The sequence below is a fragment of the Fontisubflavum oceani genome, assembly GCF_030407165.1.
Taxonomy (GTDB): domain Bacteria; phylum Pseudomonadota; class Alphaproteobacteria; order Rhodobacterales; family Rhodobacteraceae; genus Rhodophyticola; species Rhodophyticola oceani.
The window spans coordinates 2,329,286-2,353,858 of sequence record NZ_CP129111.1 but is presented as its reverse complement, the minus strand read 5'-3'; the positions used below and the strand labels follow the sequence as shown (position 1 = coordinate 2,353,858).

Here is a 24,573-nt window from a genome sequence, read left to right as displayed (position 1 = left end):
ACCCGGCTTGCCTCTTGACCCTGCGCGGCGGAACACCGACAGAAGCATCATGGCAAGCGGGCAGTTATATATTGATCTTGATGCGGTGGTCGCGAACTGGCGGGCCCTTGACGCGATGACAGCGGGCGAAACCGCCGCTGTGGTCAAAGCCAACGGCTATGGCCTCGGTGCACGCCAGGTCGCGCGGAGCTTGGCAGAGGCGGGCGCCCGGCAGTTTTTCGTGGCAACGGCGCATGAGGGGCGGGAGCTTCGCGAGACCCTCGGCCCAGGCCCAGAGATCAGTGTGTTTTCTGGCCATATGTCGGGTGACACCGATGCCATTCGCGACGCAGGTCTGACGCCGCTTTTGAACAGCGCCGACCAAGTGGCGCGGCATCGCGCGGCTCTCCCGGATCAGCCATATGGCGTGCAGCTTGACACGGGCATGAACCGGCTCGGGATGGAACCAGAGGAATGGGCGGCCCTCCGCAGCGATCTGGAAGCCGGACCACTTTCTTTGGTGATGAGCCATCTGGCCTGCGCTGACGAGCCAGAACACCCGCAAAACGCCGCGCAGTTGGTCAGTTTTTCCGAGATGACGGCGGGCGTTACAGCGCGACGGTCTTTGGCGGCCACGGGTGGCATTTTGTTAGGGCCCGGCTATCATTTCGATCTCTCGCGCCCGGGCATCGGGCTCTATGGCGGCCTGCCCTTCGCCGGAGCGCGTCCGACGGTGCATCTCACTCTGCCAGTGATCCAAACCCGCGATCTGAAACCGGGCGAAAGCGTGGGCTACGGCGCCAGTTTTGTCACCGACAGGCCCCGCAAAGCCGCGACAGTATCCGGCGGCTATGCCGATGGGTTGCTCCGGGCGATGAGCGGCCACGCCCAGCTTTTTGCGGGCGACACCCCCTGCCCCGTGCTCGGCCGTGTCTCGATGGATTTGATCACCGTTGATATCACCCATCTGCCCGACATTCCGGAAGAGCTTGATATCCTCTACCCGGCGCAAGGCGTCGATACCTTGGCAGAGGCAGCAGGGACAATCGGCTATGAAATCCTGACCGCGCTCGGGCACCGCTATGAACGCCATTACACTGGCGGCGCGATATGATCTTGCTCTATCCCCTTGGCGCGCTTGGCCGTTCCACCCTCTCGGCCTTGGCGGTCATTGGTCGGATCGCGATGTTTTGCGCCCAAACGCTCAGCTATCTGATCCGGCCGCCGTTTTATCCGCGCGAATTTGCCCATGCTTTGATGCAAATCGGCTGGCTCTCTCTGCCCGTGGTCGGGCTGACCGCGCTTTTCACCGGCGGCGCGCTGGCGCTGCAGATTTATGCTGGCGGGTCACGGTTCAATGCGGAATCCGTTGTGCCATCGATCGTGGCCATCGGCATGGTGCGCGAGCTTGGGCCGGTTCTCGGCGGCTTGATGGTTGCGGGCCGCGTCGCCTCGGCCATTGCCGCTGAGATCGCGACGATGAAGGTGACCGAGCAGATTGACGCACTTGTGACGCTCTCAACCAACCCGATGAAATACCTGACCGTGCCACGGGTTCTGGCCGCCACTCTGACCTTGCCACTTCTAGTCGCGGTAGGCGACATTATCGGGATTTTCGGCGGCTATCTCGTCGGCACCACGCGGCTTGGGTTCAACCCGGTGACTTATCTCGACAACACGGTCGACTTCCTGGAGCTTTGGGATGTGCTCTCCGGCCTGGTCAAAGGTGCGGTTTTTGGCTTCATCGTTGCGCTTATGGGGTGTTTTCATGGGATGCATTCGGGCCGGGGCGCGCGCGGCGTCGGTCGCGCCACGACCAATGCCGTCGTCTCCGCCTCAATCATGATATTGGCCGCCAATTACCTGCTGACGGAGCTGTTTTTCACCGCATGATTGAGCTTTCCGGCGTTCATAAATCCTTCGGACCCAAACAGGTCCTGCGCGGTGTCGATCTCACGATCCGGCAGGGTGAGAGCATGGTGATCATTGGCGGATCGGGCACCGGCAAATCGGTGCTGTTGAAATGCATCCTGGGCCTGATCCGCCATGACAGCGGCGCGATCACGCTCGAAGGCGAAGATGTGCGCACGGTCGAGCGCGATGCGTTCCTGGCCCGCTTCGGGATGCTGTTTCAGGGCGGCGCGCTCTTCGATTCGCTCAATGTCTGGCAAAATGTGGCCTTCCGTCTCTTGCGCGGCTCCTTGAAACGCCCCGCTGCCGAAGCGCGCGAGATCGCGATTGAGAAGCTGCGCCGCGTCGGCCTGACCCCCGATGTGGCCGATCTGTTTCCTTCGGAACTGTCGGGCGGGATGCAGAAACGCGTGGGGCTCGCGCGGGCGATCGCCGCCGAACCCGATGTGATCTTCTTCGACGAACCGACGACCGGGCTCGACCCGATCATGGCGGGCGTGATCAACGAGCTGATCCGCGAGATCGTGGTCGAAATGGGCGCAACCGCGATGACCATCACGCATGATATGTCCTCCGTCCGCGCCATCGCCGATCATGTGGCGATGCTGCATGACGGGGTGGTGAAATGGACCGGACCCGTGGCGCGGATGGATGACGCAACCGACCCCTTCCTACACCAGTTTATCACCGGATCGGCGGAGGGGCCGATTGAGGCGGTGCGCTGATGGACGAAGCTCCCGCAGCTGAGTTGCCGGCCGGCGATGTCGATGTCTTCCTCGACACCCTGATCAACCCCGATTTCGCGCCAACCACGCTCGCGTTGAGCCAGGCGCTTGCGCTTGCGATCATTCTGATACCCGTCTCTGCACTGCTCTTTGCAGCCCTGAACCTCAAGAGCCGTTCAGACAATCGGGTGCTTTTTATCACGGCCACGATCTCCGCGGCGCTGACAAGCGGCATGATGCTCACCGTGTTTCTTGCGCCCCGATGGGTTCCGGATGTCCTCAGAGTCTCCGATATGTTGGGGTTCACCATCGTCTTTCTATACGCCTGGACCCTGTTGGATTTCTGGCGCGGTGCACGGCGGAGCGGGCTCAGGCCCCGATGGGCGGGCTGCGCTGTGCTTTTGTCCATTATCGCAACACCGTCCCTTTTCCTTGCAATGGCGCTCACGATTTGACCCCAATTGCCATCATCGAAGCCATCGCGACCGTCCTTTGGGTCTATGCCGGGGTTGGTTTGGTCGAATGGATCCGGCACGTGGCACGGTCTGAGCGGCGGCAACACATCCCTCACATGGCTGAGCTTCTGGGCAATCTGGTCCCGGCAATGATTGCTCTTGTGGTTGTGGTCATGGCCGGGGCGTTGATTGGCTTACCCTCGGTCGTCGTGATCATCGCAGTCCTGTTTCCCGCCGGGGTGGCCTTTGGGTTGCATCAATCGCTCAACGACCTGCGCGAGACGAGCTGGCGGTATGAAGGGATCAAACTCGCAGTGATTCTTTTGATCGCTGCTTTTGTCATTTGGCGGCGACAGTTTGGGTGACAGTGCGGCGGCTTGACCATGCGGCCACTGTTCTCAAACCGGAACCGATCACGGACTTTGTCGACGATTGTTACCATCTGATGTCATCATCTTGTGCCGGAACACACCGCCACCCCAGATATTGTTGCTCCGCACGCCTTCGTGAACTGTGGCGAGATTTTGCCCACAGTTGGGCCAAATTGTGGTTAACTTTCCGGTAAGACATTGTTTTCGTTGGGGGACGCGCGATGTTTGATTGGATGGGTAGATTTTTGGGGTCGATGACCTCGATTTTACAGCGCCTCGCTATGGTGATCGTCGTGGTGGCAGCGGCGGTCTTGTTGGCCGCGGCACTTGCGGCGGCATTTGGGGTTTTGCCTTGGCTTGACCTTCCGCTGAGCTTTGGCACGACCACCCTGCCCGATGGCGGGCGATATCTGCAAATCGGTGTGACCGCATTGGTTATCCTGCTCAGCCTCTATCTGCCGGCAAATGTGCGGATGATACGGCTGGAGACCAGTCATCGGGATTTCCGGGTGCGAATGGAGGATGTGGCCCGGGCCTATGCCGCGTGCCACAAAGCCGACCGTGAAGGGTTCTTTGGCCTTGATCGCGAGTTCGACGCGGTGCGGGAGCGCTATGCGTTTCTGCAGGAACATCCCGAGCTGGAAACCCTGGAGCCACAGATCCTCGAACTGGCGGCGCAGATGAGCTTGGAAAGCCGTCAATTGGCGCAGAGCTTCAGCGTCGAAAAGATCGAGCGCGCGCGCCGGTTCTTGCAGCAGCGGCAACATGAAATCGATGGGTTTGAGGCGCATCTGGATCGTGCGCGGGCCGCCTGTGCCGAGCTGACGGTGTTGGCCGAGCAGGTGGAAGACGAAGAAATCCGTCTTGGCGAGAAACGCCGCGCCGTGGAACACCAATTGCGCGCGGCGCTGACCGAACTGGGCTTCGAGCTGCGTCACCGCCCGGCGGATGAACCGCGGGTGATCACCATGCACACGGCGTCTTCGCCGGCAGAATAAAGCTTAGCTTAAGGTTTTCCGCATGATCGGCCTTGTGTCGGATCGGCGCGCCACCTCGGCGAAGCCCGCCGCCTGGAATGCGCCAGCAAATCCCGTCCAAGCATAGACCGGCGGATAGCTCTTTTTCGGGGTGTCGATTGGATAGCCTTCCAAGACCTCCGCGCCGCGTTCTTGCGCAAAATCGCAAGCCGCGCGCAGCAATTGAACCGAAAGCCCTGTCCGTCGGAACCGTTTATCGACCAGGAAACAGGACACGCTCCAGACCGGCAGGTCATCCACCGGCTGCAACACCCGGGACCGTTCGAGCCGGGGGAACTCCGCGCGCGGCGCCACCTGTATCCAGCCCACCGCCACCGCATCGTGATAGGCCACAAGGCCCGGCACCTCGCCCGCCTCGAACAGCGCTTTCATCGCGGCCCGATTGCCCGCGCCCATCTGCGCGTCCATCTCGGCTTTGGACAAGCGCCAGAGCATGCACCAACAGCCGCCGCAGCCGCCCTTCTCACCCATCACCGCGCTAAACCCGGCCCAATCCGCAGGGCGGATGTCAAAGATCATCGAAGAGTCACGCGGGCGTTCCATCAATCCTCACCATATTCCTCTTCTGCCAACCATTGGGCGACGACTGCACATCGCCATCGGCTATCGTGGACAACATAAACGCACGAGAACATATCATGAACATTTTATCAATCAGCCCCACGCGGCACGTGGCGATTTCCTGCCAAGACTTGCGTGGCGGCGCGCATCGGGCCATGTGCCGTTCAACGACCTGACCGAAAGGCCCGGCCCATGCGCCTGCTCGTCCTCGCCAATCTGGCGCTTCTGATCCTCTTCCCAATTTCCTGGACCGCACCTTTGATGCGCGCCGGGTTACTGCCGCTTTTCGGCCTGGAGGAAATCTCGGTCCTCTCTGGCATCGCGGCGCTTTGGGAGGATGAAAAGCTGCTGGCGCTTCTGGTGATCTTCTTCGCGCTGATCGCGCCCATGGGCAAAACCATCACGCTGGCGCTGATCCATCTGCGCCGCCTGCCCGAGCGGTTCCTGGGCCTGACCAGCCTCCTCGGCAAGCTGGCGATGGCGGATGTGTTCTTGATCGCGCTCTACATTGTGATCGCCAAAGGCATCACCGTCGGTCGCATAGAAACCGCCTGGGGCCTTTGGCTCTTCACAGGGTGCGTTTTAGGGTCACTCTTGCTCTCCGTCGCAACCGCCAAGCGCCTCGGGATCAAGGTCTAGAACCGGATCGCCAGGCGCAATGCGCCGCTGGTGCTACGGAAATCTCCACCCAATCCGCCCAACTCGACGGAAGTGTCGAACAATAGGCCGTTGTCAGATTCGAATGAACCGCCAAGCTCCAGCCGCCCGGTCCAACCGTCTTCGGCCAAAAGGTCGGACACGATCTGGGTGTCTCCGCTGGTGTCCTGCCAATCGGCATGTAAGCCAGCAAAGAACGATCCGTGTGCGGTGTTCCGCGTCAAGCGTCCACCTAGTGACACCTCGGTGAACCGCACTGTTGTAGATCCCGCGCCCGCCAAGGTGCCGGTATCACCAGTAACCTCTTCAGTGCCATGAGTTAGACCGAGGGTGGGCCGAAGCGTCAAGCCGTCGCCCATGTCGAAATCATACCCACCAGACAGACTCAATGCGGCCAAGCGCGTATCTCCAGTGCCGGTGCCACTGGTTGAAGTCTGCGTAAACTCACCAAGCCCATAGATAATGTTCGCCTCCCCGCTCCAGGGGCCGGATTGGTAAGCCAAGTAGGGCTGAAGATAGCGCAGCACACCCTCTTGGCTGAAACTCGGGCCAGACACATCAAGGTCCTGAACGCCGAAGCTGAGGCCTGCGACCATGTTCGGCGAAATCGGAACGTCGCCGCCAATCTGAAAACCGCGGCCGGTGAAATCGCGGTCATTCGCGTCGTCTTCTGCGCGCAATCCGGTGATTTCGGCCCAAGTATACAGATTGCCGACTAGTCCGGTTTGGTTGTTCCGGGTGGAGACGGTGACCAGATCAGCGTTGGAACCGCCGCCTGCCCGTGTGGCTGTCATCTGCTGGTCCCGAGCGACAAGACTGGCCTGCCCTTGAATACGGACGACATTTCCGGCGCTATTGACAAACACCAGTGTCGCACCACTGGTCGCCGCCATCAGATTGGCCAATTCTTCTTCTGTCGTCGGACCAAGCAGCGGCGCGATCGGAGAGGTTACGCCGTATAGCTCCAAAGTGACCGTGTAATCGCCGCCGGTGCCCGAATTGTCAAAAGGGGCCACGACGAGCTGAAAATCGCCGTTGGTCAGTGGCCCTGCCGCGGCGTCAGACAATGCGGTCGGGTTTTGAGACTGCGGAGAATCGTCCCAGAAATAACCTACCGCCGTTGGTTCGGCCGCGTGTGAAGAAAAACTTGTCCCCGGGCCTTCGGGAATGGTGACACCGTCAAGAAAAATGATGAAATCGACAATACTAACCTGGTTGATCGTGCCCACCGTATTTACGGCATCGACCCGAAAATTCGGGGCGTCCAATACTGTGACTGGGATGACAACAAACGTGTATCCGGCCGTTCCATAAGGCCGATCACTATCTGTCACTGTGACATCAAATCGTTGGTCCTGAGCTAGCGCACCACTGCTCAGACAAAGGCCCAACGCGGTTGCTGCAAGAACCCCCGCTTTTTTACTGCTCATATTCTATCCCGCCTAATTCAAAAACTGTGTAAATACAGTCACATGCCAACCTTTAGGGCACGCCACCCATGCCGCCAAGACCGCCATGCAGGATTAGGGAAGAACAATGGAAAATTGTCAAGAACCCTATCACTTGAAAACATTTTTCTGAAAACAAAGTGCCCGAAATCTGCGGCGAGAAGGCCGCCCCGGTTGCGTGGCACGTTTGTCTTTGCTCGCACCGCGAACACCGAGGCAGCGTCTGGTCATCCCCCAACCGCTGCGCTAGGCCTGTGTCATGGCAAAACCCGTCACCCAGTTCATCTGCTCCGCCTGCGGCTCGGTCCATAAGAAATGGTCGGGCCGGTGTGACAATTGCGGCGAGTGGAACACCATTTCGGAAGAAGCGCCGCTGTCATCGGGGCCGGGCAAATCGCTCGGTGCCGTGAAAGGCCGGGCGATGGCCTTGACCGATCTGACCACTGAAGAAACACCGCCACCGCGCCAAGGCTCCGGCTTGGCGGAACTCGACCGCGTTTTGGGCGGTGGCCTGGTTCCCGCCTCTGCTTCGCTGGTCGGCGGGGACCCCGGTATCGGGAAATCGACACTTCTGCTGCAGGCCGCAGCGAGTTTCGCGCGCACCGGGTTGAAAGTCATCTATGTCTCAGGCGAAGAGGCCACGGCCCAGGTGCGGATGCGGGCGCAGCGGTTGGGGCTGACGGATGCCGAAGTGAAACTGGCCGCCGAAACCAATCTCCGCGATATCCTCACGACGCTGGATGCGGAGCGCCCCGATCTGGCGATCATCGACTCGATCCAGACGATGTGGCTCGACACGGTCGAAAGCGCGCCCGGGTCCGTCTCGCAAGTCCGCGCTGCCGCGCATGAATTGGTGACATTTGCGAAAAAGCGCGGCGTCGCGGTGATGTTGGTCGGCCATGTGACCAAGGAAGGTCAGATCGCGGGCCCGCGCGTGGTGGAGCATATGGTCGACACCGTGCTCTATTTCGAAGGCGAGCGTGGGCATCAATTCCGCATCCTGCGCAGCGTGAAAAACCGCTTCGGCCCCGCCGATGAAATCGGTGTGTTTGAGATGACCGGTGCAGGACTGGCCGAAGTGCCGAACCCCTCGGCGCTGTTCCTGACCGACCGCGACAATCCGGCCCCCGGCTCTGTCGTCTTTGCCGGGATCGAGGGGACACGGCCGGTTCTGGTGGAGATTCAAGCGCTTGTGGCCCCTTCCTCACTTAGTCAGCCGCGGCGGGCGGTCGTGGGTTGGGATAGCGGGCGTCTGTCGATGATCCTGGCGGTGCTAGAGGCGCGCGTTGGCATCTCGTTCCAAGGGCTCGATGTTTATCTCAACATCGCGGGCGGGATGCGGATTTCCGAACCTGCCGCCGATCTGGCGGTTGCTGCGGCGCTGCTCTCTGCGCGGGAAGACGCCGCAATACCGCCACATTGTGTGGTTTTCGGGGAACTCAGCCTCTCTGGCGCACTCAGACCCGTGTCTCAGGCAGAAAACAGGTTGAAAGAAGCCCGGAAACTTGGTTTTTCCTCTGCGATCGTACCCGAGGGGTGCAAAACCGGCGATGGGGCGGGCATGACGCTTAACCCGATGGCCGACTTGACCCGCTTTGTCGGGGATGTATTCGGCGCGGGCTAAGCGCCTAAAAACAAACGGCACCGGCAGGGGTGCCAGGAAACAGGACGAGGGCCACTTATGGAAGGCTTCACCATCATCGACGGCGTGGTCGCAGCCGTTATCGTGATCTCCGCCATTTTGGCCTATTCCCGCGGGTTTGTCCGCGAAGTCATGGCGATTGCCGGATGGGTCATCGCCGCGATTGTGGCTTTTATCTTTGCCCCGACCGCCTTCCCGCTCGTACGCGAGATCCCTTATGTCGGCGACTTCATCGGCGACAGCAACGAACTTGGCATCATTGCCGCCTTTGCCGGGGTGTTTGCCATTGCGCTGGTGGTGGTCTCACTCTTCACGCCGCTGTTTTCATCGGCCATTCAGCGCTCGGTTCTGGGCGGGATTGATGCGGGGCTCGGGTTCCTCTTCGGTGTTGCCCGGGGCGTGCTTTTGGTGGTTGTTGCGCTGATCGTCTATGATCGCATCGCAGGCGACCAAGCGATCCCGATGGTCGACGACAGCCGCACGGCGCAGATTTTCGGCCAGATGCAAGAGCGGATCGAGGCGCAAATCCCAACCGACGCACCAGGCTGGATTTTGGAGCGTTATGAAGAGCTGATCAACTCCGCCGAACCCGCCGCAGAAGATGCCGCCCCTGCCGAAGAGACCCCGGCCGAGACCGGGAACTAGGGCCTCGCCGCAACAATTGTGACAGCTTGATGAACCGGTGCGTGACAGCGCCGGTCAGACGCCCTACATACTGCCCTAAATCTAATATCGGATTCGGCCCTTGCCTGCTGTCACAGGAGCGACTGAATGAGCCACCGGACTGGCGACGACGCCCGGTTTCCCGCACATCCTTTCGATGCGTTTGACGATGATAAACTGCATGAGGAATGCGGCGTCTTTGGCGTGATCGGCGTCGCCGATGCGGCGAATTTCGTGGCCCTCGGCCTACATGCCCTACAACATCGGGGGCAGGAGGCCGGCGGCATCGTTGCCCATCACCCCGATCACGGGTTCAACTCGGCCCGGCGCTTTGGCTATGTGCGCGACAACTTCACCTCGCATAAGGTGATGGAGACCCTGCCCGGCCCGCTGGCCATCGGCCATGTGCGTTATTCCACCACCGGCTCCAAAGGCCATACCGCGATCCGCGATGTGCAGCCATTTTTCGGCGAATTCTCCATGGGCGGCGCGGCGCTGGCCCATAATGGCAATATCGTGAATGCCGAGGAATTGCGGCGTGAGTTGATCGGGCGCGGCTCGATCTTCCAAAGCTCAAGTGACAGTGAGTGCATCATCCATCTGATGGCGCGCAGTTATCAGAAAACCATCCCCGAACGGATGAAAGACGCGCTCCGCCGAGTCGAGGGCGCGTTTTCCGTTGTGGCGATGACGCGGACCAAGCTGATCGGCGTGCGGGATGCGCTTGGCGTGCGCCCGCTGGTTCTGGGCCGGATCGGCGAAGGCTGGGTGCTCAGCTCCGAGACCTGCGCGCTTGATATCATCGGCGCGGATTATGTGCGCGATGTGGAACCGGGCGAGATGGTGGTGATCACCCCCGCGGGTGTCGAAAGCTACATGCCGTTCGAACCGCGCAAGCCCCGCCCCTGCATCTTCGAACATGTGTATTTCAGCCGCCCTGACAGTGTGATTGGGGGCCAGTCGGTCTACGAAACCCGCCGTCAGATCGGCGTCGAACTGGCTCGTGAAGCGCCGGTGGACGCCGATATCGTCTGCCCCGTGCCCGACAGCGGGACGCCTGCGGCGATTGGCTATAGCCAGAAATCGGGCATCCCCTACGCGATGGGGATCATCCGCAACCAATACATGGGCCGGACCTTCATCGAGCCGACCGAGCAGATCCGCAATATGGGCGTTCGCCTGGAAGCTGAACGTGAACCGCGCCCTTATTCGCGGCAAACGGGTGATCTTGGTCGATGACAGCGTGGTGCGCGGCACCACCAGCCGGAAGATCAAAGAGATGATCCTGGATGCCGGCGCGGCTGAGGTGCATTTCCGCATCGCCTCGCCGCCGACGGCTTGGCCCTGTTTTTACGGCGTGGATACACCACAGCGGGAGAAACTCCTTGCCGCGACCATGACCGAAGACGAGATGCAGACCCATTTGCAAGTCGACAGCTTGCGCTTCATCTCGCTTGACGGGCTCTATCGCGCGGTGGGCGAATCCAAGGGCCGGAACCCGAAATCGCCCGCCTATTGTGACGCCTGCTTCTCCGGCGATTACCCGGTCCGTCCGACGGATATGGAAGCCAAGGGATTCGAGGTTCAGGAACCAGCGGAGTGAGCGCCGCGCCCCTGCGCTACCGGCCGCACCATTTTTTGTGCTCGCTCGGGTTCGAGGGCAAAGGCTATTCCGACGCCTTCACCACGAATATGACGGCCATTGTGGTCGGGCGGCTCAGGGCGGCCGAGGGCGACCAGACGGAGATTGAGGTGGTCCGAACCACCGACGATATCTGTGCGCCCTGCCCCAAGCGCCGCGGCACGCTGTGCACCAGCCAAGCAAAGATCGACCGATTGGACACCGCCCATGCGTCGGCCTTGGAGCTGATCGATGGCGAGCGCTTGACATGGGGCGCGGCCAAATCGCGTATCCGAGAGCGGGTCAAACCCGGCGATCTTGCCCAGATTTGCGCAGGCTGCGAATGGCTGCCGCTCGGCGTTTGTGAAGCGGCTCTCACGCGGCTGCATGATGAAACAAACTAACAGTCATCAAGGTGCCGATCCCAACAAAAAACGCCGCCCGGTTTGGGCGGCGTTTTCCGTGTTCGAAGTTTTGCGGCCTTAGCGACGCGCCAGCGCCCGCCACGCGCCGGTGACGATCAGCGCCACAAGGACGGATTTAATCACGTCACCCAGCAAGAACGGCGCCACGAAATTCGCCCAGATCGGTGCCGCCGAAAGGCCAACCCAACCGGCTTCGATACCAAAGACTTGCGCCACAGCCATCGGCCAAGCGACACCAGGCAGATAGAGCAGCGCCGAGATCACGATCGCGGACAGCGCCGTCGTGAAGACGCCCCGCGCCCATCCACGCTCTGCCGCCAAGCCAGCCAGATAAGCCATGCCGACGAAGCCGACCAAGAAGCCACCCGTCGGCCCGATCAGCGCCAGGCCATTCGCGCCATTGGCAAAGACCGGCAGCCCCATCGCGCCCTGGGCCAAATAGGTCACCAGCGTGATCGCCCCCAAACGGGAGCCGTAGGCGAAACCAACGATCAAAATCGCCAAGGTCTGCAGCGTCATCGGCACCGGGATCATCGGGATCGAAATCTGCGCCGCGGCGGCGATAAAGGCGGTTCCGCCGAGCACCAGAAGCGCCTTGCGCCCGATGCCATCGGTGCCAAGCGCGGCTTGGCTAAGGGTGGTGTCACGGCTCATCGGCCTCTCCTTTTTGCAACTGCAAACTGTTGTTGAGCGGTGTTGTCCCGTGCAGGCGCAGCAAAGTCAAGCAATCCGCCGCAGGCGTGGCATCTTGCCAATCGCGGTCAAAGCCTGCATTTGCCCCGCATGGAACAGTTTTTGAACGGACAGATCGCGCTGGTCACCGGCGCCTCTCGCGGGATCGGCGCGGCCAGTGCCGAATGGTTGGCGGCGCGCGGCGCCCATGTTGTGGCCGTGGCGCGGACCACCGGCGGGTTGGAAGAACTCGATGACCGGATCCAAGCGGCCGGCGGCAGCGCGACCCTGGCCCCGATGGACGTCACCGATGAGGGCGCGATGGCGCATCTCTGCCGCTCGATCTTCGATCGATGGGGCAAAGCGGATATCTGGGTCCACAGCGCGTTTCACGCCACCGCGCTGACGCCCACGCCACATTTGACCGCGAAAGATCTCGATAAGCTGATCGGCACCAATATCCGCGCCTTCGCCCGGCTGATTGCGCTGGTCGACCCGCTGATCGCGCCGGCGGAGGCGCCGAAAGCGGTGTTCTTCGACAGCGATTGGGATGAGAAGTTCGCCGCCGGTTACGCCATGAGCAAGGCCGCCGAGCGCGCACTGGTGCAAAGCTGGCAAGCCGAAAGTGCCAAATCGCATCTGGGCGTGCATCTCTTGCGGCCAAACCCGATGCCAACCGCGATCCGCGCCCGGTTCTACCCTGGCGAGGATCGAGACGCGCTGAACAGTCCGCGCGACGAGGCCGCGCGGCTTCTGCCAGATGTCTTTCAAGCGTAACTAGCCCGCGGCGCTTTCGACCTCTTCGGCCAATGCTTCGGCGCGCGCGGCCAATTCGGCCAGCCCGTCAGTAACTTGCGCCGGGATCACCGTGATCTCGGCGGGCGGGGCGGAATCTTCCAGTTCCACAATCCGCCGTGCCCGATCATCAAGCTTGTTCTGTGCCGCGGTCAGCGCCGCCTCTGCCGCCTCCAACTCGCCCTGAATCCGGCCCAAATCTTCCTCCAGCCCGGCGGTCTTGTCGGCCAGCATCAACCCAGCCATCAACAACATCCGTTCTGGCGGCATCCGTCCGATTTGCCCCAAGACAACCGCTGCTTCGGTGTCGAGCATCCGAGCAGCCGCCTCCAGAAAAGGCTCTTCGCCCTCCTGACAGGCGACCGTGAAGCTGCGCCCGCCGATTTCGATATTCAACTCAGGCATTGGCGCTGTCTCCGCTCACGAGGGGGGTCAATTCATCGACAATTTGCTGCATCTCGGCCGCCTCGGCGGCGCGCTCCGCCTTGAGCGCCACAAGTTCCGCCGCCATCGACGCATTCAAGAGGTCCGGATCGACCGTCTCGCCCTGCGCCGCGATTTGGCGCATCTCTTGGCTCGTGTCGCGCAGCTCCGCATTGGCGAGGCGCAATTCCCGCAGTTCGACCCGGAGCGCGGCCTCGGTCGCGCCATCGCCGTCAACGCTCCGCAACTCATCGAGGATATCTTGCGCCTCGTCCCGCTGTTCACGGGCCGTCGCGGCTTCACCGCGCAACCGTTTCACGCGGCGGCGCAAGATTTCCACCTCACCCTGCAGCCGCTCAATCGTCGCCTTATCCTCTGGGTTCGGCTCGGCAACGGCGGGGGCCGCGTCGCGCTCGGCAATTTGAGCACGCAGTTCTTCGTTGGCCGCGCGCGCCTCGGTCAATTCTCCGGTCAGTTCGGCCATCTTCTCTTCATGCGCTGCGGTCAGTCGTGCCGCCTCGTCTTGGCTGGCCTGGCGCGACGCCTCAAGCGCGCGCAACTGCTCAGTCAGCGCCGCATTGGCAGACTGCTCCGCGTCGAGCGCCTCTTGTGCTTCGGCCAAGGCCGATCCACCGTCCCCTTCGGCATCGGCCAAACGCGCGGCCAGTTCCGCCGCCCGGGTTTCGGCCTCCGCCAATGCGGCTGCGGCGGCGTCAATATCGCCACCGCCTGCGCCGGATTGGGGTTTTAGCGTCCCAACCCCCGACGAAATCCGATCCAGAGCCACGGCCAAACGACCTTCAAGCTCGGAAATCCGCTCCATTGTCACCGTGTCGTTCATGCTCTGCCGATGCCCCCGGTCTTGTCCACTGGCACCCTTTGCGGGGCCATTTTCACCCTGCCCGGCGGGCCATATGCCGCACGCCGAACCTCTGCCCCTAGCGAATCGTATCCGGCCCGGATTTGCAACTCTTTCCGGCCATTCGGCGGGCAACGGCGCATTTCCGGTCGAAAACCCACCTCTGCCCTGCCCTGGCCCGCTTGCACTTCGGCTTGCCTCTGCTATCACCGCGCGGACCCAGTGCCACTTGAGACAGGACGCTCACCTTGGACCTTTCAGCCCTCGCCGCTCAGAACCCCGCCCATTGGCGCCGCGCCGCCTGTATCCGCACGCTAACGCTTGACGCCGTCGCGGCGGCCAATTCCGGCCATTCCGGCATGCCGATGGGCATGGCCGATGTGGCCACAGTTCTGTTTGAAAACCATCTGAGCTTTGATGCAAGCGCCCCCGATTGGCCAAACCGCGACCGGTTCATCCTGTCCGCTGGTCATGGATCGATGCTGCTCTACAGCCTGCTCTACCTCACAGGCTACGAGGATATGACGCTGGAGCAGGTGAAGAATTTCCGCCAGTTGGGCGCGATCACGGCGGGCCATCCGGAATATGGCCATGCCAAAGGCATCGAGACCACGACCGGACCTTTGGGCCAAGGCATCGCCAATGCGGTTGGCTTCGCCATGGCCGAAGAAAGCTTGCGCGCCCGGTGGGGCAAGAAGCTGATCGACCATTACACCTATTGCATTGCCGGCGATGGCTGCTTGATGGAGGGGGTCAGCCAGGAGGCGATTGGCCTCGCAGGGCGTCACGAGCTAAGCAAGCTGATCGTGTTTTGGGACAATAACAACATCACCATTGATGGTGAGGTGACGCTGTCCGACCGCACCGATCAGAAGGCGCGATTTGCCGCCTCCGGATGGGATGTGTTCGAGTGTGACGGGCATGATCCGGCGGATATCGACCGCGCGATCATCGAGGCGAAAGCCTCTCCACGCCCGGCGATGATTGCCTGCAAAACCCATATCGCCATCGGCTCCTCGGCCCAAGACACCGCGAAAGGCCATGGCGCGCTGACCGATCCGAAGCTGATCACTGACACCAAAGCCGCCTATGGCTGGAAATACGGCCCGTTCGAGATCCCCGACGATCTGAAAGCGGAATGGGAAGCGATTGGCGCGAAAGGGCGCGCCGCACGCGAAGCCTGGGAAACCGAATTCGGTCTCACCTCGGCCAATCGTCAGGCGCAATTCACCCGCGCCTTCGCTGGTGAGATGCCGAAGAAGCTCTCCGCCACGATCAAAGCGCTGAAAAAGCAAATCTCCGAGACGCAACCCAAGGTCGCGACTCGGAAAGCCAGCGAAATGGCGCTGGAAGTGATCAACCCGGTGGTGCCCGAGACATTGGGCGGCTCCGCCGATTTGACCGGCTCCAACAACACCAAAACCGCCGATCTAGGCGTGTTCGCGCCCGAAGACCGCAAGGGCCGCCATATCCATTATGGCATCCGCGAACATGGCATGGCGGCTGCGATGAACGGCATGGCGCTTCATGGCGGTGTGCGGCCCTATGGTGGCACGTTCTTCTGCTTCACCGACTATGCGCGTGGTGCGATCCGCCTTTCGGCGCTGATGGGGGTGAATGTCCAATATGTCATGACCCATGACTCGATTGGCCTGGGCGAAGACGGGCCGACACACCAGCCGGTCGAGCATCTGGCGATGATGCGGGCAACGCCGAACTGCCTTGTGTTCCGCCCGGCGGACGCGGTGGAAACCGCCGAGGCGTGGGAAGTCGCGCTCGAACAAGCGGCCACGCCCTCGGTCCTCGCGCTCAGCCGCCAGGGCTTGCCCACGGTTCGGACCGAGCACAAGACCAAGAACCTGACCGCCCAAGGCGGGTATGTCTTGGCCGATGCCGAAGGCAAACGTCAGGTGATCTTGATGGCCACCGGCTCCGAGGTTTCCGTGGCCATGGCCGCGCGCGATCTGCTGCAAGCCGAAGGGATCGGCACCCGCGTGGTCTCCATGCCCTGTTGGGAGCTGTTCGAGGCGCAGCCGGAGGCCTATCGCAAACGGGTCCTTCCCGGTGGTGCGGTGCGCGTCGCCGTCGAGGCCGCGGTTCGGCTTGGCTGGGATCGCTGGCTTCTGGGCGAGCGGGGCCGCGAGGCAAAAGCCGGGTTCGTCGGGATGGAGAGCTTTGGCGGCTCCGCACCGGCTGGCGAGCTCTTCGCGCATTTCGGCATCACCGCCGAAGCTGTGGCCGACAAGGCGAAATCGCTCCTGTCCTGAGATTGCGGGGCCGTTGGCGACGCCGCCAGCGGCCTCCTCACACCAGTTCAGTCCGCAAAAAGCGCGCGGATCTCTTTGGTGAAACTGGCCCGGACATGGGCCATTTCCCCTTCTGAGATGCGCTGATCCAACACATCCAGCACCGCGCCGATCGCCTCTTCCGCATCCCCCATCGGGTCCTTGGCAAAGTCCTTCTGCACCGCCGCGACGAAATCCGCGCGGCTGCGTATCACGACCGGGGTTTTGGACGGATTCCACCCCTCGTAATAGAGACCCCGGATCAGCATCGGCATTTGCGCGGCAAGCTGCGCCGCCTCATCGACGCTCAGATGATCGCGCACCGCATGTAACACCGCGCGGAGCAGCCGATAGGCGCGCTGCTTGTTGGCCCATCCGGCCCGGTAATCCACATCATTGATCCAAAGATTGGCCTGTTGAACGGATTCGTCGATGATCCTCAACCCAAGTGCACTCATGGCCTCGGCTCCTCCTGTCTCTGACGCCCATTTCAGGGATCATACCAAGCGGAACCGACATCAGCCTTGATCTGGGTTAGTGATCTCCGGCCTTTGCACCGATGCCGACCGCGCGCAGAGCTGGCCCGATGACCGTCGCCACCAGCGGGATCAGCGCGAGCCCAAGGGCCAGCCCCAACACCCCGTCAATCACCGCTTTTACCAGCCAGGATACAAAACCGCTCGCCCCATTGGGCAAGAGATGCGCCACGGCCTCGGCGGCGTGATGGATCATCTCTTCCGGCGTGTGCCAGCCCAGTTCGGCCAGCCCGTGGATGATGATCGAGCCGCCAACCCAGAGCATCGCCGCGGTTCCGACCCAGGTCAGAACCGACATGAAGCCCGGCATGCCGCGCACGATGCTGCGTCCAACGCTGCGCGTGAGACCAAGCCGGCCTTCATTGGCCATATGCAGCCCCACATCATCCGCCTTCACAATCAAGGCCACCGAGCCATAGACCAGCGCGGTGATCCCAAGCCCGACCACGGCCAGTGCGGCGGCCTCAAACCAGATATTGCTCTCTGGCAGGGCCGCAAGCGCGATGGTCATGATCTCCGCCGACAAGATGAAATCGGTCTTGATCGCGCCTTGGACCTTCTCTTCCTCCAAATGCGCCGGGTCGCCGACGGCCGCGGCCTCTTCCTCGGCGCTGTGATGTCCCGGGCCGAACTTGTGCCAAATCTTCTCCGCCCCTTCGAAGCAGAGATATGCGCCGCCGAGCATCAACAACGGCGGGATCATCCACGGCGCAAAGGCCGAGAGCAGCAGCGCCACGGGCAGCAAAATCACCAGCTTGTTGAAGATCGAGCCCTTTGCGATCCGCCAGACAATCGGCAATTCTCGTTTGGCTTCAAACCCATGCACATATTTCGGCGTCACGGCGGCATCATCGATCACCGCACCTGCGGCCTTCGCCCCGGCCTTTGTCGCTTGGCCGATCACATCATCGACCGAGGCGGCCGCGACTTTCGCAATCGCCGCCACATCATCCAATAGCGCCAGTAACCCGCTCATGCCCTGCCTCCGTCGGTTTGGCGCACTCTACCCGGCTTTCCGCATCGCTCCAACCGTTAGCGCAAACAGAAGTGGTTTGCGCTAACATAAAGAAAATAAGCGGTTTTTCCTTCCCGTAGCCCGAAGGATTTTGTATGCACCGCGCCCAAGGCAGGGGCAGAATCGTTAGGGCAAAGGAGCGCGGCAATGACCGTCACCATCGGGATCAACGGATTTGGCCGCATCGGGCGCTGCACTTTGGCCCATATCGCCGAGAGCGGGCGCAATGATGTGCAGGTCGTGAAGATCAACGCCACCGGGCCGATTGAAACCAACGCGCATCTGCTGAAATACGACTCGGTCCATGGCCGGTTCGGCGGCGAGGTTCGGGTCGATGGCGATACGCTCGATCTGGGCCGCGGCCCGATGAAAGTCTTCTCGACCTATGAACCGCGTGAGCTGGATTGGTCCGGCTGCGATGTGGTTCTGGAATGCACCGGTAAGTTCAACTCCCGCGACCAAGCCGCGATTCACCTCGAGCATGGCGCAAAACGGGTGCTGGTTTCGGCGCCTGCCAAGAACGCCGACAAAACCATCGTCTATGGTGTGAACCACCGCGCCTTGAAGCCCGAGCACAAAGTTGTCTCGAACGGCTCTTGCACCACGAACTGTCTGGCACCCCTCGCCAAAGTCTTGAACGACGCAATCGGAATTGAGCGCGGGATCATGACCACGATCCACAGCTATACTGGCGATCAGCCGACGCTCGACCGCCGCCATGCCGATCTGTATCGCGCCCGCGCCGCCGCGATGGCGATGATCCCAACCTCCACCGGCGCGGCCAAAGCGCTGAAAGAGGTGCTGCCGGAACTGGATGGCAAGCTTGATGGCACAGCACTTCGCGTGCCAACACCGAATGTCTCCGCCGTCGATCTGACCTTCGAGGCGGGCCGCGATGTGACCGTCGAAGAGGTCAATGCCGTTGTCGCCGAAGCGGCGCAGGGCCATATGGGCGCAGTTCTGGCCTATGACCCAGAGGCGAAGGTCTCCGTCGATTTCAACCACACGACCCATTCGTCGATCTTCGCGCCGGACCAAACCAAAGTGGTTGGCGGGCGCACGGTGCGCGTCTTGGCGTGGTATGACAATGAATGGGGCTTCTCGGTTCGCATGGCCGATGTGGCCGGTGCGATGGGCCGCCTCCTGCACTGAGGGGTTGCACCCAGACCCGGCGCGGCCCAGTGTCTGCCTTGCAGATTAGCGCGCGGACAATGGGCCTAATATGACCAACACAATCGCCCTCTGGCTCGGTGGCATCATCCTCGCGGTGGTCGCGGCGGATTTCCTCTATTTCCATTGGGATTTGCACCTGATCGTCGGCTGGTATCTGCTCCGCGTCTTGGAGTGGATGGCTTTCTGGCGCTAGTGCCGCACCCCCTTCCCATCCGGTCATCTCAGGGTTACAAGCGCCATGTTATCGCTAACATACGCCACGCGGTTGCAATTGCTGCATAGTGGCCGAACATGGATCACATCAGGTTTCGAGGAGAGTTGAGATGGCCGTTAAAGTTGCAATCAACGGGTTTGGGCGGATTGGTCGAAATATCCTGCGCGCGATCATCGAACAGGACCGCCACGATATTGAGGTCATCGCAATCAACGATCTGGGCCCGGTGGAAACCAATGCTCATCTGCTGCGCTTCGATTCTGTGCATGGCCGGTTTCCCGGGACGGTGACGACGACCGAAAACAGCATTGATGTTGGCCGTGGGCCGATCGCCGTGACCGCCATTCGCAACCCGGCGGAGCTTCCCTGGGGCGATGTGGATATCGTGCTCGAATGCACCGGCATCTTCAAAGGGGATAAGGCGAAGGTGCATTTGGAAAACGGCGCCAGCCGCGTCCTGGTCTCTGCCCCCTCCTCCGGCGCGGATAAAACCATTGTCTATGGCGTGAACCATGACAGCCTGACCGCCGATGACCTGCATGTCTCTTGCGCGTCTTGCACCACCAATTGCCTGACACCGCCGGCCAAAGTGATCAATGACACAATCGGCATCAAACGCGGCTTCATGACCACGATCCACTCCTATACCGGCGATCAGCCGACGCTGGATACGATGCATTCTGATCTCTACCGCGCGCGCGCCGCCGCGATGTCGATGATCCCGACCTCCACCGGCGCGGCGAAGGCCGTGGGCCTGGTGATGCCGGAGTTGAACGGTAAACTCGATGGCGTCGCGATCCGCGTGCCGACCCCGAATGTCTCCGCTGTTGATCTGACATTCGAGGCCGCTCGTGACACCAGCATCGAGGAAATCAACGCCGCGATCCACGCAGCTGCGGCGAGTGGCCCATTGAAGGGCATCCTGGGCGTGACCGATGACAAGCTGGTCTCGATGGATTTCAACCACGACCCGCACAGCTCGATCTTCGCCACCGATCAGACCAAAGTGATGGATGGCAATATGTGCCGCATTCTTATCTGGTATGACAACGAATGGGGGTTCTCTTGCCGCATGGCGGACACCGCCGTTGAGATGGCAAAATACCTCTGACACCGGCGCATCCGGGTTACTTTGACAACGGGCAATAGGGCGCCTCCGGACGCCCTAAGCTCAGATTTGCACGCAGGCGGAGGCACAAATGACCTGGAAAACCCTTGATGATATGGACCTCGCGGGCAAACGGGTGCTGACCCGGGTCGACATCAATGTGCCGGTCGAAGATGGCAAGGTCACCGATACGACCCGCATCGACAGGATCGTGCCGACGGTCAAAGACATCCTCGCCAAAGGCGGCATGCCGATCCTGGTTGCGCATTTTGGCCGCCCCAAAGGCCAGGTCGTGCCGGAGATGAGCTTGCGCCCGCTTCTGCCCGCGCTGGAAACCGCCTTTGGCCAAGCGGTCGGTTTCGCCGATGGCCAATATGGCGCCGCCGCCGAGGCGCTGCAGCCGGGTGAGATCCTGCTTCTGGAAAATGTCCGCTTCGCACCGGGGGAAGAGAAGAACGACCCAGGGTTCGCCGGTCGTCTGGCGGGTCTGGCCGATATCTATTGCAATGACGCCTTCTCCGCCGCGCACCGCGCCCATGCCTCGACCGAAGCGATCGCGCGGTTGCTTCCCGCCTGCGCCGGGCGTCTGATGCAGGCTGAGTTGAGCGCGCTGGAAGCCGCGCTCAGCACGCCGAAACGCCCCGTCGTGGCCGTCGTTGGCGGCGCGAAAGTCTCAACCAAGCTCGATCTTCTGGGCAATCTGGTCGAGAAGGTCGACCATCTGGTGATCGGCGGCGGCATGGCCAACACCTTCCTCTTTGCCCAAGGGCATGAGATCGGCACCTCGCTGGCCGAGCAAGACATGGCAGAGACGGCGCGCGCCGTCTTGGCCAAGGCGGCGGCCAGCGGCTGCACCATCCATCTGCCGAAAGACATCGTGGTCGCCCGCGCCTTCGAGGCCCATGCGCCGCATGAGATACTGCCCGCAGATCAATGCCCGACAGATGCAATGATCCTCGATGCGGGGCCCGCCACGGTCGCGGCGCTTGAAGGCGTTTTTGGCGCTTCCGAAACGCTGATCTGGAATGGCCCGCTTGGCGCGTTTGAGTTGGAGCCGTTCAACGCCGCCACCAACCAAGCCGCCGAGGCCGCGGCGCAACTCACCGCTCAAGGCCAGCTGATCACGGTGGCAGGCGGCGGCGATACCGTGGCCGCGCTGAACCAAGCTGGCGCTGCCGACCGGTTCACGTACATCTCCACCGCCGGCGGCGCGTTTTTGGAGTGGATGGAGGGCAAAACCCTGCCCGGCGTTGCCGCCCTCGCCGGCTGACCCGCCGCACCAATCCAGGCGGTAAGGGAAACCTGCCTATAGAATTCGCAAAAATCGGCTAGTCTCTCCTCATCATTTAAGGGGAGAGATAGCTGATGTCCGCATTGAAACACCTGACCGGCGCGATGTGCCTGGTCACTGCCCTGGCCCTGCCCGCAACCGCGCAAGAGGGCGACCCGCGCCCCGGGTTTGCCGAGATTTTCGCCCCCGACCGGCTTGCCACGGCGCTGGCCAATGTCGGGATCGCGGCGGCCCGGACACAGATGGAATTGGAGTACCAATACCTCTCCACCGACGTGCTGCGCGGCACGATTTCGCTCTCCGGCGTCACCGCGCGGCCAAACCTGCCCTATGACCGCGCCGGGCAATGCGAGATCACCGTCGAACGCGTCGTGATCAGCTCGGACGTCTCGGAACCATTCTCGGTTTCAACCGAGATCGCCGTGACCTTGATCGGCGCAACCGCTGGTATCGCCTGCCTGCCGCAGGAGGCATCTATCGGTCTGCGCACCGCCGGGTTCAACGAGATCATCCTCGACCGGCTGACGCTCAGCGCCGATTACGTCTATGGCACCGGGGCGACCCTCTTTGACCTCTCCGCCGCGATCAATAGCGTGGCCGTGTTGGACGTCTCGGCAGCGGGCACATTTCTGCCCCGCATGAACGAGTTTGGCGGCACGGGCGATCCGGCCATCCGCGTCACGCGCGCCGTCGCAAGCCTCCGCGATAGCGGCGGATGGGCGGCCTTCTCGCAGCTTTTGCCCGAGAACCTGCGCGCGCCAGAAACGATCCGCGCCCTAGGCACCGAACAACTGACCGTCGCCCTCTCCGAAGGTGGCAGCCGCAATCTCAGCGCGATTGAACGGAACTTCATTGAGGCGCTGATGACCCAGGTTGAGGCCTATATCCGCGACCCCGGCGAGATCACCATTGAGGCCGATCTGCCGCCCGGCGGCGTTGTGCTGGAGCCCGACACCTATGAGAAACCGCACGGTTTGATCGCCGCCCTGGCGTTGGATGCGCGTGCGACACCGCTCTCCCGCGCGCGGCTCATCGATACCGGCCTTCTGGCGCAGATCGATGGCGGCGATCTGAGCGCCCAAGACCGGTTGGACCTGGCCCGCGCCCTGATGGCGGGTGACGGCGTTCCGATGGGGTCGGCACTGGTGCCCGATCTCCTCGCCCCGCTCTTGGACGGGACCGATCCGCTCGGTGCCGACGCCGCCGCGCTTGCGGCCACCGCCCTTGCCCCGACCGACCCCCAAGCCGCATATCCGCAAGCGCTCCGGGCGTCTGCAGCAGAAGTGTCTGGGGCGATTTCGATGTTGGACGGCTTGGAGGCCCGGATCACCACCCCCGATGTGGTTGCAGCCCAGGCCGCCTATCTCGCAGCGATTGGCGCGCCAAGCCCGGCAGAGGCGATTGGCGCAACCGACGATCCGCGCGCGCTCCGCGCCCTGGCGCTGGCCCATTTCACCGGGCTTGGCGCACCGCGCGCCTATGAGCGGGCGTACTACTATGCGCTCCTGGCCGAAGCGGCGGGCGATATCGGCGCGACGGTGTTGCGCGAAGAGATCGAAGCGCGGTTTGGCGCGCGCGGCCCCGAGGTCCGGGCGTTCTGGATCGCGCTCAGCGCCGAGACCCAACGCACCGCCCTGGCCGACTGGATCGCGCTCGATCTGGCCAGCCGGTTCCGCGCGCCGTAACCGGCCACGCCCAGACTCTGGGCGGTGGGCAAATCCGCGCGTTAGCGCCATCATGCTTGCCCGTCGCCCCGACCCATCATAGGACAGGGCCAGTTCCCATTCACAAGCCCGAGGCCCCGCCCATGACCGATGCACAAGCCGCCCAAATGACCTCTGGCCCCGGGTTCATCGCCGCGCTGGACCAATCCGGCGGATCGACCCCGAAAGCACTCAAGCTTTATGGCATCGGCGAAGACGCCTATGGCTCCGAGGCCGAGATGTTCGACCTGATCCACGCCATGCGCGCCCGGATCGCGACATCCCCTGCCTTCACTGGCGAGAAGGTCATCGGCGCGATCCTGTTTGAGATGACGATGGAGCGCGAGATCGGCGGTAAACCTGCGGCGCAGTATCTTTGGGAAGAGCGTGGCGTGGTGCCATTTCTGAAGATCGACAAGGGCTTGGAGGCCGAGGCGGACGGTGTTCAGCTGATGAAGCCAATGCCCGGTCTGGATGATCTGCTCGACCGGGCCATGGCCGCTGGCATTTTCGGCACGAAAATGCGTTCGGTGATCAATGCCGCGTCGCCCACCGGGATCGCGGCCAATGTGGCGCAGCAATTCGAGATCGCGGCGCAGGTGACCGCCAAGGGTCTGATGCCGATCATCGAACCGGAGGTCACGATTTCCATCGCCGACAAGGCCGAAGCGGAAGACATCCTGCTGGCCGAACTGACCCACCATCTGGACGCGCTGCCCGCAGGTCAGCAAGTGATGTTGAAACTCACCCTACCGAGCCAGCCGAACCTCTACAAACCATTGGTGGAGCACCCTGCTGTGATGCGGGTTGTGGCCCTGTCCGGCGGTTATTCTCGCGATGACGCAAACGCGAAACTAGCGGAGAACGCAGGCGTGATCGCCAGCTTTTCCCGCGCGCTGACTGAAGGCCTGTCGGCGCAGCAATCGGATGCCGAATTCAACGCCCAGATCGCGGCCTCGATCGACAGCATCCACGCGGCGTCCATCACCTGAGGCAAGTGCCTG

The 24,573-nt window shown here is 62.1% G+C and carries 25 protein-coding genes and 1 pseudogene; 19 read left to right on the top strand and 7 right to left on the bottom strand.

Going from position 1 to position 24,573, the window contains the following annotated elements; translation table 11 throughout:
• The first annotated feature begins 49 nt into the window (after positions 1 to 49).
• The 6 genes from alr to QTA57_RS12005 all read left to right on the top strand — a co-directional run bounded on the left by alr (position 50) and on the right by QTA57_RS12005 (position 4,439).
• The gene (gene alr, locus QTA57_RS12030; protein WP_290151667.1) at positions 50 to 1,093 is read left to right on the top strand and encodes an alanine racemase; all 1,044 of its coding nucleotides are present in this window, start codon (positions 50 to 52) and stop codon (positions 1,091 to 1,093) included.
• On the top strand, positions 1,090 to 1,872 hold the full coding sequence (locus QTA57_RS12025; protein ID WP_290151666.1) for an MlaE family ABC transporter permease: 783 nt from the start codon (positions 1,090 to 1,092) through the stop codon (positions 1,870 to 1,872). Before alr ends, QTA57_RS12025 begins: the two co-directional genes overlap by 4 nt.
• Complete coding sequence (locus QTA57_RS12020) at positions 1,869 to 2,615, top strand: ABC transporter ATP-binding protein (protein ID WP_290151665.1); 747 nt, start codon at positions 1,869 to 1,871, stop codon at positions 2,613 to 2,615. Before QTA57_RS12025 ends, QTA57_RS12020 begins: the two co-directional genes overlap by 4 nt.
• Complete coding sequence (locus tag QTA57_RS12015) at positions 2,615 to 3,070, top strand: hypothetical protein (RefSeq protein WP_290151664.1); 456 nt, start codon at positions 2,615 to 2,617, stop codon at positions 3,068 to 3,070. The genes QTA57_RS12020 and QTA57_RS12015 overlap by 1 nt, the downstream gene beginning before the upstream one ends.
• A complete protein-coding gene (locus QTA57_RS12010; protein WP_290151662.1) occupies positions 3,067 to 3,435 on the top strand; it encodes a hypothetical protein in 369 nt (122 codons plus the stop codon). Before QTA57_RS12015 ends, QTA57_RS12010 begins: the two co-directional genes overlap by 4 nt.
• A gap of 260 nt (positions 3,436 to 3,695) precedes the next feature.
• Positions 3,696 to 4,439: a DNA repair protein gene (locus QTA57_RS12005; RefSeq protein ID WP_290151661.1), complete on the top strand. Its 744-nt coding sequence runs from the start codon at positions 3,696 to 3,698 to the stop codon at positions 4,437 to 4,439.
• A gap of 3 nt (positions 4,440 to 4,442) precedes the next feature.
• Here QTA57_RS12005 and QTA57_RS12000 read toward each other — a convergent pair whose 3' ends face one another.
• On the bottom strand, positions 4,443 to 5,021 hold the full coding sequence (locus tag QTA57_RS12000) for a GNAT family N-acetyltransferase (protein ID WP_290151660.1): 579 nt from the start codon (positions 5,019 to 5,021) through the stop codon (positions 4,443 to 4,445).
• A gap of 216 nt (positions 5,022 to 5,237) precedes the next feature.
• On the opposite strand from QTA57_RS12000, the gene QTA57_RS11995 reads away from it, so the two are divergent.
• The gene (locus tag QTA57_RS11995; protein ID WP_290154890.1) at positions 5,238 to 5,678 is read left to right on the top strand and encodes a paraquat-inducible protein A; all 441 of its coding nucleotides are present in this window, start codon (positions 5,238 to 5,240) and stop codon (positions 5,676 to 5,678) included.
• Here the strand turns inward: QTA57_RS11995 and QTA57_RS11990 are convergent.
• Complete coding sequence (locus tag QTA57_RS11990; protein WP_290151659.1) at positions 5,675 to 6,763, bottom strand: autotransporter outer membrane beta-barrel domain-containing protein; 1,089 nt, start codon at positions 6,761 to 6,763, stop codon at positions 5,675 to 5,677. The genes QTA57_RS11995 and QTA57_RS11990 overlap by 4 nt on opposite strands.
• Positions 6,764 to 7,403: 640 nt before the next feature.
• Between QTA57_RS11990 and radA the strand changes: the two genes are divergently transcribed.
• The 4 genes and pseudogenes from radA to QTA57_RS11970 all read left to right on the top strand — a co-directional run bounded on the left by radA (position 7,404) and on the right by QTA57_RS11970 (position 11,474).
• Entirely contained in the window at positions 7,404 to 8,768 is a 1,365-nt protein-coding gene (gene radA, locus QTA57_RS11985) for a DNA repair protein RadA (protein ID WP_145208255.1), read from the top strand.
• Between the two features lie 57 nt (positions 8,769 to 8,825).
• The gene (locus tag QTA57_RS11980) at positions 8,826 to 9,431 is read left to right on the top strand and encodes a CvpA family protein (RefSeq protein WP_290151655.1); all 606 of its coding nucleotides are present in this window, start codon (positions 8,826 to 8,828) and stop codon (positions 9,429 to 9,431) included.
• Between the two features lie 126 nt (positions 9,432 to 9,557).
• A pseudogene (purF, locus tag QTA57_RS11975) lies at positions 9,558 to 11,052 on the top strand (amidophosphoribosyltransferase).
• Positions 11,049 to 11,474 carry a DUF1284 domain-containing protein gene (locus QTA57_RS11970; RefSeq protein ID WP_290151654.1) on the top strand — a complete coding sequence of 142 codons (426 nt, stop codon included), beginning with the start codon at positions 11,049 to 11,051 and terminating at the stop codon, positions 11,472 to 11,474. Before purF ends, QTA57_RS11970 begins: the two are co-directional and overlap by 4 nt.
• 78 nt (positions 11,475 to 11,552) lie before the next feature.
• On the opposite strand, the gene QTA57_RS11965 is transcribed toward QTA57_RS11970, so the two are convergent.
• Positions 11,553 to 12,149 (bottom strand): biotin transporter BioY, encoded by a 597-nt coding sequence (locus QTA57_RS11965; protein WP_290151653.1) that lies wholly within the window; start codon positions 12,147 to 12,149, stop codon positions 11,553 to 11,555.
• 129 nt (positions 12,150 to 12,278) lie between these two features.
• Between QTA57_RS11965 and QTA57_RS11960 the strand changes: the two genes are divergently transcribed.
• Positions 12,279 to 12,944 carry an SDR family NAD(P)-dependent oxidoreductase gene (locus QTA57_RS11960; protein ID WP_290151652.1) on the top strand — a complete coding sequence of 222 codons (666 nt, stop codon included), beginning with the start codon at positions 12,279 to 12,281 and terminating at the stop codon, positions 12,942 to 12,944.
• Here the strand turns inward: QTA57_RS11960 and QTA57_RS11955 are convergent, their stop codons facing one another.
• Positions 12,945 to 13,367: a cell division protein ZapA gene (locus QTA57_RS11955; RefSeq protein WP_145208246.1), complete on the bottom strand. Its 423-nt coding sequence runs from the start codon at positions 13,365 to 13,367 to the stop codon at positions 12,945 to 12,947.
• Positions 13,360 to 14,226: a hypothetical protein gene (locus QTA57_RS11950; RefSeq protein ID WP_290151650.1), complete on the bottom strand. Its 867-nt coding sequence runs from the start codon at positions 14,224 to 14,226 to the stop codon at positions 13,360 to 13,362. Before QTA57_RS11950 ends, QTA57_RS11955 begins: the two co-directional genes overlap by 8 nt.
• A 266-nt stretch (positions 14,227 to 14,492) precedes the next feature.
• Here QTA57_RS11950 and tkt point away from each other — a divergent pair, with 266 nt between their 5' ends.
• Positions 14,493 to 16,511, top strand: coding sequence for a transketolase (tkt, locus tag QTA57_RS11945; protein ID WP_290151648.1), 2,019 nt, complete (start codon positions 14,493 to 14,495; stop codon positions 16,509 to 16,511).
• 47 nt (positions 16,512 to 16,558) lie between these two features.
• Here the strand turns inward: tkt and QTA57_RS11940 are convergent, their stop codons facing one another.
• Positions 16,559 to 16,987, bottom strand: a complete 429-nt coding sequence (locus tag QTA57_RS11940; RefSeq protein WP_290151647.1) for a DUF2267 domain-containing protein — start codon at positions 16,985 to 16,987, stop codon at positions 16,559 to 16,561.
• Between the two features lie 76 nt (positions 16,988 to 17,063).
• Positions 17,064 to 18,041 (bottom strand): DUF808 domain-containing protein, encoded by a 978-nt coding sequence (locus QTA57_RS11935; RefSeq protein WP_290151646.1) that lies wholly within the window; start codon positions 18,039 to 18,041, stop codon positions 17,064 to 17,066.
• A 186-nt stretch (positions 18,042 to 18,227) separates the two neighbouring features.
• Here QTA57_RS11935 and gap (QTA57_RS11930) point away from each other — a divergent pair, with 186 nt between their 5' ends.
• From gap (QTA57_RS11930) to QTA57_RS11905, 6 genes are all read left to right on the top strand, one after another.
• On the top strand, positions 18,228 to 19,232 hold the full coding sequence (gene gap / locus QTA57_RS11930) for a type I glyceraldehyde-3-phosphate dehydrogenase (RefSeq protein ID WP_290151644.1): 1,005 nt from the start codon (positions 18,228 to 18,230) through the stop codon (positions 19,230 to 19,232).
• A 70-nt stretch (positions 19,233 to 19,302) separates the two neighbouring features.
• Positions 19,303 to 19,446, top strand: a complete 144-nt coding sequence (locus QTA57_RS11925) for a hypothetical protein (protein ID WP_290151643.1) — start codon at positions 19,303 to 19,305, stop codon at positions 19,444 to 19,446.
• A gap of 130 nt (positions 19,447 to 19,576) precedes the next feature.
• Complete coding sequence (gap, locus tag QTA57_RS11920; protein WP_290151641.1) at positions 19,577 to 20,578, top strand: type I glyceraldehyde-3-phosphate dehydrogenase; 1,002 nt, start codon at positions 19,577 to 19,579, stop codon at positions 20,576 to 20,578.
• Positions 20,579 to 20,666: 88 nt separating this feature from the next.
• A complete protein-coding gene (locus QTA57_RS11915) occupies positions 20,667 to 21,845 on the top strand; it encodes a phosphoglycerate kinase (RefSeq protein WP_290151640.1) in 1,179 nt (392 codons plus the stop codon).
• A 95-nt stretch (positions 21,846 to 21,940) separates the two neighbouring features.
• Entirely contained in the window at positions 21,941 to 23,551 is a 1,611-nt protein-coding gene (locus QTA57_RS11910) for a hypothetical protein (protein ID WP_290151639.1), read from the top strand.
• Positions 23,552 to 23,673: 122 nt separating this feature from the next.
• Positions 23,674 to 24,561 carry a fructose bisphosphate aldolase gene (locus QTA57_RS11905; protein WP_290151637.1) on the top strand — a complete coding sequence of 296 codons (888 nt, stop codon included), beginning with the start codon at positions 23,674 to 23,676 and terminating at the stop codon, positions 24,559 to 24,561.
• Positions 24,562 to 24,573: the final 12 nt, after the last annotated feature.